Source organism: Nonomuraea sp. NPDC049028 (genome assembly GCF_043197735.1).
In the GTDB taxonomy this organism is placed as follows: Bacteria; Actinomycetota; Actinomycetes; order Streptosporangiales; family Streptosporangiaceae; genus Nonomuraea.
In genome coordinates this window covers 1-13,416 of sequence record NZ_JBICTR010000012.1, presented here as the reverse complement: position 1 = coordinate 13,416, position 13,416 = coordinate 1, and the positions used below count along the sequence as shown (strand labels likewise).

At 69.1% G+C, this 13,416-nt stretch carries 13 protein-coding genes; 7 read left to right on the top strand and 6 right to left on the bottom strand.

What is annotated here, in order from left to right; genetic code table 11:
- Positions 1–49: 49 nt before the first annotated feature.
- From ACGFJ2_RS41485 to ACGFJ2_RS41470, 4 genes are all read left to right on the top strand, one after another.
- Entirely contained in the window at positions 50–757 is a 708-nt protein-coding gene (locus ACGFJ2_RS41485; RefSeq protein ID WP_393477894.1) for a TetR/AcrR family transcriptional regulator, read from the top strand.
- Between the two features lie 13 nt (positions 758–770).
- Positions 771–2,390, top strand: coding sequence for an AMP-binding protein (locus tag ACGFJ2_RS41480; protein ID WP_393477891.1), 1,620 nt, complete (start codon positions 771–773; stop codon positions 2,388–2,390).
- Positions 2,391–2,451: 61 nt separating this feature from the next.
- A complete protein-coding gene (locus tag ACGFJ2_RS41475; RefSeq protein ID WP_358174747.1) occupies positions 2,452–4,068 on the top strand; it encodes a PucR family transcriptional regulator ligand-binding domain-containing protein in 1,617 nt (538 codons plus the stop codon).
- A 22-nt stretch (positions 4,069–4,090) separates the two neighbouring features.
- Positions 4,091–5,116, top strand: a complete 1,026-nt coding sequence (locus ACGFJ2_RS41470) for a methyltransferase (protein ID WP_393477888.1) — start codon at positions 4,091–4,093, stop codon at positions 5,114–5,116.
- Between the two features lie 21 nt (positions 5,117–5,137).
- Here the strand turns inward: ACGFJ2_RS41470 and trpS are convergent, their stop codons facing one another.
- Together trpS and ACGFJ2_RS41460 are read right to left on the bottom strand one after the other, a co-directional pair.
- Positions 5,138–6,100, bottom strand: a complete 963-nt coding sequence (trpS, locus tag ACGFJ2_RS41465; protein WP_393478514.1) for a tryptophan--tRNA ligase — start codon at positions 6,098–6,100, stop codon at positions 5,138–5,140.
- A gap of 207 nt (positions 6,101–6,307) precedes the next feature.
- Positions 6,308–6,451: a hypothetical protein gene (locus ACGFJ2_RS41460; protein ID WP_357946400.1), complete on the bottom strand. Its 144-nt coding sequence runs from the start codon at positions 6,449–6,451 to the stop codon at positions 6,308–6,310.
- 198 nt (positions 6,452–6,649) lie between these two features.
- On the opposite strand from ACGFJ2_RS41460, the gene ACGFJ2_RS41455 reads away from it, so the two are divergent.
- Positions 6,650–8,128: a phosphodiester glycosidase family protein gene (locus ACGFJ2_RS41455; protein WP_357946398.1), complete on the top strand. Its 1,479-nt coding sequence runs from the start codon at positions 6,650–6,652 to the stop codon at positions 8,126–8,128.
- 430 nt (positions 8,129–8,558) lie between these two features.
- Here ACGFJ2_RS41455 and ACGFJ2_RS41450 read toward each other — a convergent pair whose 3' ends face one another.
- Positions 8,559–9,614 carry an aldo/keto reductase gene (locus tag ACGFJ2_RS41450; protein WP_393477883.1) on the bottom strand — a complete coding sequence of 352 codons (1,056 nt, stop codon included), beginning with the start codon at positions 9,612–9,614 and terminating at the stop codon, positions 8,559–8,561.
- 55 nt (positions 9,615–9,669) lie between these two features.
- On the opposite strand from ACGFJ2_RS41450, the gene ACGFJ2_RS41445 reads away from it, so the two are divergent.
- Positions 9,670–10,098 carry a MerR family transcriptional regulator gene (locus ACGFJ2_RS41445; protein ID WP_393477880.1) on the top strand — a complete coding sequence of 143 codons (429 nt, stop codon included), beginning with the start codon at positions 9,670–9,672 and terminating at the stop codon, positions 10,096–10,098.
- A 4-nt stretch (positions 10,099–10,102) separates the two neighbouring features.
- Here ACGFJ2_RS41445 and ACGFJ2_RS41440 read toward each other — a convergent pair whose 3' ends face one another.
- The 3 genes from ACGFJ2_RS41440 to ACGFJ2_RS41430 are packed head-to-tail and all read right to left on the bottom strand — an operon-like array spanning position 10,103 to position 11,901.
- Positions 10,103–10,615, bottom strand: coding sequence for an SRPBCC family protein (locus ACGFJ2_RS41440; RefSeq protein ID WP_358174756.1), 513 nt, complete (start codon positions 10,613–10,615; stop codon positions 10,103–10,105).
- Positions 10,612–10,947: a metalloregulator ArsR/SmtB family transcription factor gene (locus ACGFJ2_RS41435; RefSeq protein WP_357946386.1), complete on the bottom strand. Its 336-nt coding sequence runs from the start codon at positions 10,945–10,947 to the stop codon at positions 10,612–10,614. The genes ACGFJ2_RS41440 and ACGFJ2_RS41435 overlap by 4 nt, the downstream gene beginning before the upstream one ends.
- 48 nt (positions 10,948–10,995) lie before the next feature.
- Positions 10,996–11,901 (bottom strand): LysR family transcriptional regulator, encoded by a 906-nt coding sequence (locus ACGFJ2_RS41430; protein ID WP_393477875.1) that lies wholly within the window; start codon positions 11,899–11,901, stop codon positions 10,996–10,998.
- Positions 11,902–11,973: 72 nt separating this feature from the next.
- Here ACGFJ2_RS41430 and ACGFJ2_RS41425 point away from each other — a divergent pair, with 72 nt between their 5' ends.
- The gene (locus ACGFJ2_RS41425; protein WP_393477872.1) at positions 11,974–12,375 is read left to right on the top strand and encodes a RidA family protein; all 402 of its coding nucleotides are present in this window, start codon (positions 11,974–11,976) and stop codon (positions 12,373–12,375) included.
- Positions 12,376–13,416 lie beyond the last annotated feature (1,041 nt).

Sequence of the window (13,416 nt, the reverse complement as noted above, 5' to 3'; positions counted from 1 at the left end):
ACCGTACGACAAAACTCGTACAGTGTGCGAGTGGAATTATCCTGGAGGCGTGACCAGCAAGCAGTACAACTCCGTGTGGTTCCGCGAGCAGCGCAAGCCGGCCAGCCCCGGCCCCGGTCGCAGCCGCGCAGAGATCGTCGCGGCCGCCATAGAGCTGCTCGACGACGAGGGCCTGGCCGGGCTGAGCATGCGCAAGCTGGGGGCGAAGCTCGGCGCGGGGGCGACCAGCCTCTACTGGTATGTGGCCAACAAGGACGAACTGCTGGAGCTGGTCTACGACGAGATCTGGGGCGAGATGATGGCGCCTGACCCCGAGGAGGTGGGCTGGCGGGACGCCGCCTCGGTCATGGCCCACAGCATGCGCCAGGTGATCCTGCGGCATCGGTGGTCGGCCGACCTCATCGGCCGTCTGCCGGCGCTGGGGCCCAACGCGCTCATGATCTCCGACCAGACGCGCAAGACGTTCAAGCTGGCCGGATTCACCGGAGCGGACATCGACTACGCCAACGCGACGCTCACCGCCTTCGTGTTCGGCATGACGATCCCCGAGGTCGCCTGGGACACCGCGATGGCGGGCTACGACTACGACGGGGACGAGCTCCGCCAGACCGTCGCCAAGGCCGCAGCCGACTACCCCGACCTCTCGGACGCGATCAACACCGCCAACTACGAGGATCCCCGCGCGATGCGCGAGCTGTGCTTCGACTTCGGCCTCGTGTCGGTGCTCGACGGCCTTGAGAGGCGGCTGGTGACGTAGCAGGATCCCGAACATGAGCGATTTCCGTGCCGCACGTGACCTCCTCCTCGAAGCCGACTATCCGACGGCTCGCCGCGAGTTCCGCTGGCCGGAGCTGACGGACTTCAACTGGGCGCTCGACTGGTTCGACGGCGTCCTGGCCGCCGAGACCCCCGACGCGGTCGCGCTGAAGATCGTCGGCAAGGTCACCTACACCTTCGCCGAGCTGTCCGCCCGCTCCAACCAGGTGGCTAACTGGCTGCGCGAGCAGGGCGTACGACGGGGCGACCGGATCCTGCTCATGCTGGGCAACCAGGCCGAGCTGTGGGAGTCGCTGCTGGCGGCCATGAAGCTGGGGGCGGTGATCATCCCGGCCACGACGCTGCTGACCGCCAAGGACATCGTCGAGCGCGTCGAACGCGGCGGCGTCTCCCATGTGATCGCGAACGCCTCCGACGCGGGCAAGTTCGGCGACGGCGGCTACACCAGGATCGCGGTCGGCGACGCCTACGGCTGGCTGCCCTACGCCGAGACCCGCGAGGCGGCCGCGGACTTCTCCCCCGACGGGCCGACCCGGGCCGGCGACACGCTGCTGCTCTACTTCACCTCGGGCACGACCTCGCAGCCCAAGCTGGTCGAGCACACGCACGCCTCCTATCCGGCGGGCCACCTGTCGACCATGTTCTGGATCGGGCTCAGGCCCGGCGACGTGCACCTCAACGTGTCCTCGCCCGGCTGGGCCAAGCACGCGTGGAGCAACGTGTTCGCGCCGTGGAACGCGGGCGCCACCGTGCTGATCCACGACTACCAGCGCTTCTCCGCTGTCGCCCTGCTGGAGGTGCTGCGCGACGAGCGGGTCACCACGTTCTGCGCGCCGCCGACCGTGTGGCGGATGCTCATCCAGGAGGACCTGGCGGCCTGGCGGCTGCCACTGCGTACGGCCGTCGCGGCGGGCGAGCCGCTCAATCCGGAGATCATCGACCAGGTCGCCAAGGCATGGGGGCTGACGATCAGGGACGGCTACGGCCAGACCGAGACCACCGCCCAGGTGGGCAACGTGCCCGGCGAGCCGGTCAAGCCGGGGTCGATGGGCCGGCCGCTGCCCGGCTACGACGTCGTGCTGCTCGACCCGATCACCGGCGAGGTGGGCGACGACGGCGAGATCTGCCTGCCGCTGACCGACCGCCCCCTCGGCCTCATGTCCGGATATGTCGGTGGATCTAGTGAGGCGATGCGGGGCGGCTACTACCACACGGGCGACGTCGCGACCCGTGACGGCGACGGCTACATCACCTACGTCGGCCGGACCGACGACGTCTTCAAGGCCTCCGACTACCGCATCTCACCCTTCGAGCTGGAGAGCGTCCTCCTGGAGCATGAGGCCGTCGCGGAGGCGGCCGTGGTGCCCGCGCCCGATCCGGTGCGGCTGGCCGTACCCAAGGCTTACGTGACGCTGGCGCCCGGGTTCGAGGCGGACGAGGCGACGGCCCGCTCCATCTTCGAGCACTCGCGGCGCGAACTGGCGCCGTACAAGCGCGTGCGCAGGCTGGAGTTCGGTGAGTTGCCCAAGACCATCTCCGGCAAGATCCGGAGAGTGGAGTTGCGGGAGCGGGCGGCCGCCCAGGAGTTCAGAGAGGACGAACTGGGCTCGTGACCGGCACTCTGTAAATGGGTACCTATCCGATCTTACAGGCTGATCGGCTAGGCTCGGGCGCGTGCTGCCCACCATCGCCGACGTCCTCGCCCTGGACACCGTCCGCCGCGGTAACCCGCGCGTGGTCGCGGGCGGCGACCGGCTGGACACCAAGGTGCGGTGGGTGCACGTCGGCGAGATCGTCGACATCGCCCACCTGCTCCGTGGCGGGGAGCTGGTGCTCACCACGGGAGTGGCGCTGCCCGAGGACCCGGAGAAGCTCGCCGACTACATCGGCGAGCTGTCCGCCGTCGGCGCCTCCGGGCTGATCGTCGAGCTGGGCCGCCGGTTCGTCCGCGAACTGCCCCGCGCGGTGGTCAAGACGGCGGAGGAGCACGGGCTGCCGCTGATCGTGCTGACCCGCGAGACGCCGTTCGTGCAGATCACCGAGTCCGTACACGAGCGGATCATCGACATCCAGCTGGAGGAGCTGCGCGCCTCCGAGCAGCTGCACGAGGTCTTCACCGAGCTGTCCGTGGAGGGCGCCTCGCCCGCCGAGGTGCTCGTCCAGGTGGCCCGGCTGTCCAGCCGCCCGGTCCTGCTGGAGAACCTCGCCCACCAGGTGCTGGCCTGCGAGTCCGCGGGCCGCGACGCCGGCGCGCTGCTGGCCGGCTGGGAGAGCAGGTCACGCGCGGTCGCACCGGCCGAGCGGACCGCCTACGACGCCGCCTCCGGCTGGCTGGTCACCACGGTCGGCGCGCGCGGACAGGACTGGGGGCGGCTGATCCTGATCTGCGAGAGGCCGCCGTCGCCCCGCGACCTGGTGCTCGCCGAGCGCGCCGCCACCACGCTCGCCCTGGGCCGCCTGCTCGAACGCCACCAGGAGTCCCTCGAACGCCAGGCGCACGGCACGATCATCACCGGCATCCTCACCCACGCCTACGCCGATCCGGACGAGGCCGCCGCCCGCGCCCGCGCCGTGGGCGTGCCGCTCACCGGGCGCAAGCTGGTCAGCGTCGTCATCCGGCCGACCGAGCCCGTCGAGCAGGCGCTCGACGGGCAGGCGCAGCTCGGCGAGCTGGCCGAGGCCACCGCCGCCGCCTGCCGCGACGCCCGGCTGCCCGCCCTCGTGGGCGCGCTCGACCAGGACCGCGTCGGCGTCCTGCTCCCCCTGCCCCCACGCTCGGGCGCCGAGCCCGCGCTGACGGCGCTCGCCGATCGGCTGCGCGTCCTGTGGAAGCCCGGCGCCGCGTTCGTCCTGGCCTCGGGCTCGGTGGTGGAGTCGATCAGGGACGTACGCCGCAGCTTCCTCGAAGCCGAGCAGGTGGCCGACGTGGCCGTCCGGCAGCCCGACGGCCGGGCCTTCTACCGGCTGCCCGACCTGCGCCTGCGCGGGCTGCTCCACCTGCTGCGCGACGACGCCAGGCTGCAGACGTTCGCCGAGCGGGAGCTCGGACCGCTGCTGGCGCACGACGCGCAGCGGGGCGGCGACCTGGCCCGCATCCTGCGCATCTATCTGGACGCGGGGCGCAACAAGGCGGTGGCCGCCCAGAAGGCCCACCTGTCCAGGCCCGCCTTCTACGACCGGCTGCGCCGCCTCGAACGCATCCTCGACACCGACCTGGACGACGTCGAGTCGTGCCTGTCCCTGCACGTGGCGCTGCTGGCGCTGGAGTCGTTCCGCCGGGACAGCAGATAACATTTCGGCTTACCGTCGCGATGTGCCCTTATTCGGTAATCCCCTGGAAGCGGCGGCGCACCGCCTGTCGATCCTGCCCCCGATGCTCGACTACTTCGGCGTCATGGGCCTGCACGCGCTGATCGCGGGGATGCGGCTCGGCCTCTTCGACGCCCTGCGCGGCGGCCCCGCGACCGCCGCCGACCTCGCGGGCTCGCTCGGCCTGAACCCGCACGCGACGGACGTGCTGCTGCGCGGGCTGGCCGGCCTCGGCTACCTGCGCGCCAGACGCGGCCGCTACCGGCTGACCCGCACGGCGCGCGTCTGGCTCACCGCCGACTCCCCCGCCTGCCTGGTCGAGGGCCTGTACTTCTGGGAGCGTACCGCCTGCGTGATCTGGCCCCAGCTCGAACGGACCGTACGTGACGGATCGCCCATCACCTCGCTGTACGCGCTGACGGAGAGCGAGCCCGAGCTGTCGCGCTCGTTCCAGGCGTGGACCGCCGCCGTGGCCGGCCGCCAGGCTCCCGCCATCGCGGCCGCCATCTCGGTCCCCGCGGGCGCCACGCGGATGCTGGACGTGGGCGGCGGCCATGCCCTTTACAGCGTAGAGCTGCTGCGACGGCACCCGGGACTGCGCGGCACGGTGATCGACCTGCCCGAGGCCCTCGCCTCGGCGGCGGCCCACCCCCGGCTGACGCTGCGGGCCGGCTCGTTCCTCGACGAGGACCTGGGCGGCGGGTACGACGTGATCCTGCTGTTCAACGTCATGCACTGTCTGAACGACCAGGAGGTGGGCACCCTGCTGGGGCGGCTGGCCAAGGCGCTCAACCCCGGCGGCACGATCGCGATCGGCGACCAGTTCGGTGACAGCCTCATGCCGGGCCGGGCCAGCCGCACCCTGCTCCACCTGCTCCACCTCAACTACCTGGTGGCGGGCGGCGGCCGGATACGTGACTACAAGGAAGTGGCCCGCCTGCTCAGGGCGGCCGGATTCACCAGACCGCGGCATCGCCGCCCCCTGAGATCCCCGGCCACCGAACTGGCCATCGCCAGAGGGCCGCGCTAAAAACCACGCTAAACCCCTCGCCTAGAAGCCCATCGCCGCTCGTACCTCCCCGAGGGTGACGATCGCCCGCTCACGGGCGCGCTCGTTGCCGTCCATCAGCACCTGCCTGGCATCGGCCGCCGAGTGCTCAAGGCGACGCTTCCTCATCGGGCGCAGGAACTCGTTGACCGCCTCCGTGACCAGCCGTTTCAGCGCGGCGGCCCCGCCGTTCCCGATCTCCTCGGCGATGGACTCGGGCGCGCGGCCGAGGCAGAGGCCGGCCAAGGTGAGCAGGTTCGCCACCTCCGGCCGGTTCGCCTCGTCGAAGGTGATGAGCCGCTCGGAGTCGGTACGGGCCGCGCGGATCAGCGCCGCCGTCTCGTCCTCGGTGGCGGACAGGGCTATCGCGTTGCCCCGGCTCTTGCTCATCTTGCCGCCGTCGAGGCCCTTGAGCAGCGGCCGCGCGCCCATCATCGCCTCCGGCACCGGGAAGACGGGCCCGTAGCGCTCGTTGAAGCGCCGCGCCACCAGCCGTGTCACCTCGACGTGCGGCAGCTGGTCCTTGCCGACCGGCACCAGCGTGCCCTTGCAGAACAGGATGTCGGCCGCCTGATGCACCGGGTAGGTGAACATCAGGCCGTTGACCGCCTGCTGCGTACTGTGCGCGATCTCGTCCTTGACGGTGGGGTTGCGGCTCAATTCGGCCACGGACACCAGGCTGAGGAAGGGCAGCAGCAGCTGGTTCAGCTCAGGGATCGCGCTGTGCTGGAAGATCGTCACCTTCGCGGGGTCGAGCCCGATGGCGAGATAGTCGAGTACCAAGCTGGTGATGTTCTGCTGGATCGCGCCGGGAAGATCCCGATCGGTGATCACCTGATAGTCGGCGACCAGCACGTACATCGGGTGGACGTCCTGCAGGGCGACGCGGTTGGCCAGCGTGCCGAAGTAGTGGCCCAGGTGGAGCGGCCCTGTCGGGCGGTCTCCGGTGAGCACGACGTGGTCCATCATGGGTTCCTTTCTTCAGGTCATGCCGTCCTGAAGAAGAACCCACGCGCCGGGCCCGTCCTGAGGACGGCCCGAGCATGCGGAGATCAGCGGCCGTCTGTCGGCCGCCACCACATGCTGATGCGTGTCATGCGCTCCATTGTAGTTGCAGGGGTAGGCGCAAGCCGCACAGAACCCAGAAGCTGTGCGGCTTGCGCCGGCTCGTAGTCACTCGTGAGGATCGCGCGTCACGACGGGGCGGGTCCGGTCGTCGGGATACATCACCCATCCGCGCGGACGGGTGACGAACGCGCCCAGGATGAACCCCAGAACCACGCTCGCGATGATCACAAGGAGGATGTTCAGCCCCATCACGGCTGCCTCTCGGACTGGTACGCCGCTCGGTCGCGGCCTACCGCACGGTAACGCCGCGCCCACAGTGCGCGCAGGAAAATCCCCCGAGGGATGTCAATCTTGTAACCTCTCAGACCGTTTAGCGTGTTTCCCCGCCTCCGCCACCATGATCTCGCCAGGATGGGTCGGTCCCTTTGCCCGCCCTCTGGAGTTTTCATGTCTCGACGCACCCTCGCCGTCGGCTTCTCGCTAGCCACGGTCCTCACGGCGACGGCTGTCCCCAGCGCAGCCGCCGAGCAGGTTTCGGTCTCGTTCCCCTCGGCCAAGTTCCCGCTGGGCGTGCCGGCCGTACCGGCCAAGACGATGACCAGCGTGGCGCCGGGCATCGACCTCTGGAACGTGAAGGCGGGCAAGGCGACCGACGGCTTCACCGTCACGGTCCTGATGCCGAGCGGCCGCGACTACGGCATGCAGCAGACGGCCGAGGCCAAGGTCGCCGAGGTCGAGGCCACGGGCGAGACGGCCAGCCTGCAGAAGGTCGTCCGGCCGAAGGTCGCCGACGCCGACGCCCAGACCGTCTACATGGTGCGGGTCGGCCTCTGGAAGTTTGAGGAGAAGGACAAGGCCGCCGAGACGGCCAAGAAGCTCAAGGACGCCGGTCTGAAGGTCAGGGTCGACTACGTCGGCGACGACGGCATGAAGACCACCGGGCCCTGGGACGTCAAGGTGGTCATGATCGACGCCAGGAAGTTCCGCGGCTCGTACAGCTCCACGCTCGGCACCAGCGTCGCCGCCCGCGAGACCGTCTCCTCGATGGCCAAGGCCAACAAGGCACTCGCGGCCGTGAACGGCGGCTTCTTCAACATCCACACCGCCAAGAACCTGCGCGGCGAGCCGGTCGGCATCTCGGTGGTCGGCGGCAGACTGCTCAGCGAGGCCGTACCGGGCCGCTCGGCCGTCGTGCTCAAGGGCCGTACGGCCCGCATCACCGAGCTCAAGTCGACCGTGACCGCGATCGCGCAGGACGGCCAGAAACTGGTGGTCAACGGCGTCAACCGCGCCGCGGCAGCGGACGAGCTGATCCTCTACACCGCGGAGTACGGCGCCAAGACGCCCACGGACAACGGCGCCGACGCCGTACTCGACGCCAACGACAAGGTCGTGGCACTACGCGCGCCGGGCGCCGAGGTACCGGCCGGCTCCCGGGTCCTGCACGGCTCCGCCGGAATCGCCGCCGAATGGCTGAACGCGCACGCGGCGGAAGGCGGAACCGTCAAGATCGACACCAAGGTCGTGGACGTACGGGCGGGCAAGGCACTCAAGCTGACCCCCGACCTCAGCGTGATCGGCGGCAACGTCGGCCTGGTCAGGAACGGGCACGTCAAGATCACCGCCAAGCGTGACGGCCACGACTCCGTGAACATGATCCTCCGCCGCCACCCGCGCACGCTGCTGGGCACCACCCGCAACGGCAGCCTGATCCTGGCGACCATCGACGGCCGGCAGCCCGGCGTGTCGGTGGGGGCCAACTTCATCGAGGCGGCCCAGTTCATGCGCTGGCTGGGCGCCAACCAGGCGGTCAACCTGGATGGTGGCGGCTCCACCGCGATGGTGGTGGGCAACAAGCTGGTCAACCGCCCGTCCGACGGGGTGGAGCGCGGCGTCGGCGACGCCCTACTGATCCTGCCGAAGTAACCACCCGCTCGCCCCCGAACGGGACCCCTTCCGGGACGGACCGCCCACCCCCCGGAAGGGGATATCCCACCCAGGGACCCCAACCACCACGGACCGCCCCTTCCGCTCCCCCGGAAGGGGAATCCCTCCCCAGGGCCCCACCCACGACGGACCGTCCTCCTCCGCCCCCCGGAAGCGGGAATCCCACCTGAGGGCCCCAACCACGACGGACCGTCTCTTCCATTCCCCGAAGGGGGTATTCCTCCGAGGGACCCCAGCCACGACGAACGGCCACAGGGCTCGAGACGGTCGCGTGACGGACCACCCGGCGAACCAGTGGTCACCGGCACCAGCCAGGCAAACGCGACCCGGCCAGGTGAGCGCGAGCTAAGCCGCGCCCACCCAGATCACCAGCGAGCCAGGCAACGGCCCTTCAGCGTCCTGCGACCCATCAACCCGCCGCGCGCTCCACCAGCGGCCGCCGACGCCGAGCGGGGTCCGACAGCGTCGCCGGGGTCCAGGCGCCGTCCGGGTGGTAGACGTTGGTCCCCGGCGGCACAATCTCGTCGATCCGGTCAAGAACCGCGTCGTCGAGCGTAAGCGAGGCCCCCTTCAGCAACGACTCCAGCTGCTCCATAGTCCTCGGCCCAGTGATCACCGACGTGACCCCAGGATGCGCCGCACAGAAGGCCACGGCAAGCTCAGGGAGCGAGCACCCGAGACCGTCCGCGACCTCGGCCAGCTCCTCCACCGCGTCGAACTTGGCCACGTTCCCGGGGATGGAGGGGTCGAACCGGGCCGGCGTGAGCGAGGCACGACCGGTGGTGAGATCGACGGCCTGCCCCTTCCTGTACTTGCCGCTCAGGAAGCCGGACGCGAGCGGGCTCCAGGTCAGCACCCCCATCCCGAGGCGCTGGCAGACCGGCAGCACCGAGGCCTCGATCCCCCGGGCGAGCAGCGAATAGGGCGGCTGCTCGGTCCTGAACCTCTGAAGGCCCCGGCGCTCGGCGACGTGATACGCCTCGACGATCTCGTCGGCCGGAAAGGTCGAGCAGCCGAAGGCGCGGATCTTCCCCGCGCGTACCAGGTCGGTCAGCGCGGAGAGCGTCTCTTCGATGTCGGTCATGTGGTCGGGACGATGCACCTGGTAGAGGTCGATCCAGTCGGTCCGGAGACGCCGCAGGCTCTCCTCGACCTCCTTGACGATCCAGCGCCGCGAATTGCCGCCCCGGTTGCGGCCCTCCCCCATGGGAAAGTGCACCTTGGTGGCGAGCACGACCTCGTCGCGGCGTCCCTCGAGCGCCTTGCCGACGATCTCCTCGGACTCACCCGCGGAGTACATGTCCGCGGTGTCGATGAAGTTGATCCCCCGGTCGAGCGCGGCATGAATGATGCGGACACACTCATCGTGGTCCTTGTTGCCGACAGCCCCGAACATCATCGCGCCGAGACAGTGGACGCTTACTTCTATGCCGGTGCCGCCGAGAGTGCGGTAACGCATGGTCATGCGCGGCATCCTAGGATCTGGAGTCGACTCTAGATCAAGCCCTAACCTGTATGACATGCCGGATATTTTGAGCATTGGGCAGGTCGCGGAGCGGACCGGGTTGAGCATCCACACGCTGCGCTTCTACGAGCGCGAGGGCATCCTGCACAGTCCGGTGCGCCGCGGGGCCGGCGGGAACCGCGTCTACAGCGAGCAGGACATCGAGTGGCTGACCTTGTGCATGGTCCTGCGCGCCTCCGACATGCCGCTGGCGGCGATCCGCCGCTACACCGAGCTAGTCAGGGAGGGCGCGGGGAACGAGGCGGAACGACTCGCCCTGCTGAGACGGCACCGCGAGTATCTGATCACCCAGATGGCGAACCTCAGCGAGTGCATGGACCTGATCAACTACAAGGTCGGGGTGTACGAGGATCTCATCGACGAGGGCGCGGCCGACCACTCGTGCAACAGGGAAGCTCTCCCGGCGGACGAAGGGCCAGGCTAGGGCACTATTGAGGAATCTCGGCACCCGACGGCAGGCCGTCCGCGACATAGGCGTCGTAGTGCTCACGCCACGACTCGGCGCTCTTGCCGTGCGGCCCGTCGGCCGGCTGCCCGGCCACGACCTTGTCCAACTCGGCCAGGCAGACCGCCCATCCTGCCGCGTTGCGCGCCGCCGCGTCCTGCGCCTGGATCACGTTGACCAGCGTGAACGTACACCCACCAGCACCGTCGGGCGCCAACTCCAGCCGCAACTCGTCACCGCCCCACGTGAAAGCGAAGCGCCGCGGCGGATCCCAGGCCAGGATGGTGCCGGTGATGCTGTCCATATGCGGGTCGCCAGAGAACTCGATCTTCCCGCCTTCCCGCGCGTCCATCGTCACGTTCTGCGGGAACCAGTGAGTCAGCTCGCCCGGCTCGGTCACCGCCCGCCACACCCGCTCGATCGGGTGGGGGTACGTGCGCTGGAAGCGTACGGCCGGCCGGCCGTCGATCTCGACGTATGTTCCGCGGTCCATCATGACTCCTTGCCTATGTCTGCGCCTGTGCCCATCTCATCGAGGTGGCGCCCGAGGGTGTCGAGCCGGTCGTTCCAGAGCCGCCGGTACGGGGCCAGCCACTGATCGAGCTCGGCGATCGGCTCCAGATCAATCGCGTAGATGCGACGCTGCGCGTCCTTGCGCACCCGGACCAACCCCGCCGCCCGGAGCACCCGGAGATGCTTGGACGCGGTCGGCTGGGTGACACCGAGCTCGTCGACCAGCTCCGTGACCGACCGATCACGCTCACGCAGCAGATCGAGCACCGCTCGCCGATGAGGATCCACGAGAGCCGCCCAGATCACATCGCTCATACCAGCCAACATACCTCAAGGCGTATGTACGCATCAAGGCATGTAACACTAACGCGGGCCGGGGAGACTCTCCCTACCCACGTCCAGAAACCGAGCGACCAGCGGATTCGCATCATCCCGCCGCCAGCACATGGCCACCGTGGTCCGCGCGCTGTCCGGCTCGATCCGGCGATAGGCCACCCCCTTGAGCCTGATCCGCCGCACGCTCGCCGGGGCAAGGGACACCCCGAGCCCCGCCTCGACCAGCGCGGAGACAGTCGCCCACTCCACCGCGTACTGACCGATGCGCGGCTCGAACCCCACCGACCGGCACAGACCCACGATCCGATCGTGAACCGTCGGCCCCGCGTCCCGGTTCAGCAGCACGAACGGCTCCTCCGCCAGCGCCGCGACAGGAACCACCCGCCGATCGGCAAGAACATGACCAACCGGCAGAACCACCACGAACTCCTCCGAGAGCACAACCTCGGCGGCCAGCCCCGGATCGTCAGGCGGCTCCCGCAGGAGCCCGACGTCGATCGAACGCTCAAGGAGCGCGGCCACCTGCGGCGCCGTCGTCATCTCCCTGATCTCCATCTCGACCCCGGGATAGCGATCCCGATAGGCCCGCAGCATCCCCGGCAGGATTGTCAACGCCAGCGACGCCGCGAACCCGACCCGAATGCGCCCGGCCTCTCCCCCACCGACGCGCCGCGCCGCCTCCAGCCCGTCCGCTATCTCGCCGAGCGCACGCCGAGCGGCAGGCAGCAGTTCGTGCCCCGCCGACGTCAGAACGACCCCACTAGCCCTTCGCTCGAACAGCGGATGCCCCACTCTCTCCTCCAGCCGCCTGATCTGCTGGCTCAAGGGCGGCTGCGCGACACCCAGTCGTACGGCGGCCCGCCCGAAGTGCAGTTCCTCGGCCAGAACGGCGAACGCGTAGAGCTGATGCAGCGCAAGTTGAGGGCGTTCCATACGCGCAGAGATATCACATCATTCGCTGAAACGTCTTAGACGTATCACAGCAGTTCCCCTACGGTTCGGCGTATGACAGAAGCAAGACGCGCGATCTTCAGCGGCTCCACCTTCGAGGAGCAGATCGGATATGCCCGAGCCGTGGTGGACGGCGACTGGGTCCACGTCTCGGGGACCACCGGGTTCGACTATGCGACCATGACGATCTCCGACGACGTGGTCGAACAGGCCGAACAGTGCCTGCGCAACGTCGGGACCGCGCTGACGGACGCAGGCTGTACGTTCGCCGACGTCGTCCGGGTCCGCTACCTGCTGCCCGACCGGGAGGACTTCGAGCCGTGCTGGCCGACCCTCCGCCGCTACTTCGGCGAGATCCGCCCGTCGGCGACGATGCTCGTGTGCGGCCTGTCCGATCCCCGCATGCGCTTCGAGATCGAGGTGTACGCACGACTCCGCGGAGCGGTTGCGGTGTGAGCGGGCACGGCTCCGCCGAGCGGTTTCGGTGTGAGCGGGCACGGCTCCGCCGAGCGGTTTCGGTGTGAGCGGGCACAACTCCGCCTAGCAGTTGCGGTATGAGCGGGCACGACTCCGCGGCGCGGTACCAGTGCGGGCCACACGGTTCCGCCAGTCCGGTACCAGCGTGAGCGAACACGTGGCTCCACCAGGTCGGTTTCAGCGTGCGACTCCGTCGGGCCCGAAACCCGTGAGAGCGCACACGCGGCTCCGCCAAGCTGGTTCCCATAGGAGCGCATGCGAGAATCCCCGCCCTTGATCACCACCCCCAGCGCCGCTCCCTTCCACTATTTCCCTTATTTCCCTGCACCCGCGAAACCGCGTCCGAGTCGCCCGAGCACGGCACCCCGGGACCGCACAAGGGGAGGCCACGAGGGGCGGCCACACGTGTGGAGAAGGAAAAGGCGGGACACATTGGCGGCAGCTGGCCATAGCGTGGCCGCCACTGCCGCAAGCTTGCGGACAAGCCGTACAAGCCGTACATGTAGGCGTGCAGGCAGCCGTACAAGCAGAGGGGCCGACCCGGATGTACCAGGTCGGCCCTCTCAGTCGCACATTCACACCACGGCGCATCTCAAAGCACGACCAGCTCACAGCACGGGCGCAGTTCACAGCACGGCACACCTGATCCGGACAGGGACGCGAGCCGACCAGCGCCCCGACATCGTGTCGTACGCGTACGCGTCGGCGTTGGCGTAGGCCGGCTTGCCGGGGCCGGAGCAGTCGAACCTACCGGTCTTCTAGCCGAAGCTGCCCCCCGCGGAATCGCTGTTGGAGTTGGCGGTCGACGCTGCCGTTCCAGTACACCGCGTCAACGCGAAAAGAGGCCCAACGCACAACGCGCAAAACCCCACAACGCGCAAGGCCCCGCAACGCGCGAGGCCCCTGAAACGCGAATGAAACGCGAAAAAGGGCCCCACGCGTGTGCGTGGAGCCCTTCCCCGTCATCAAAGATTGTCCGGCGGTGACCTACTCTCCCACACCCTCCCGAGTGCAGTACCA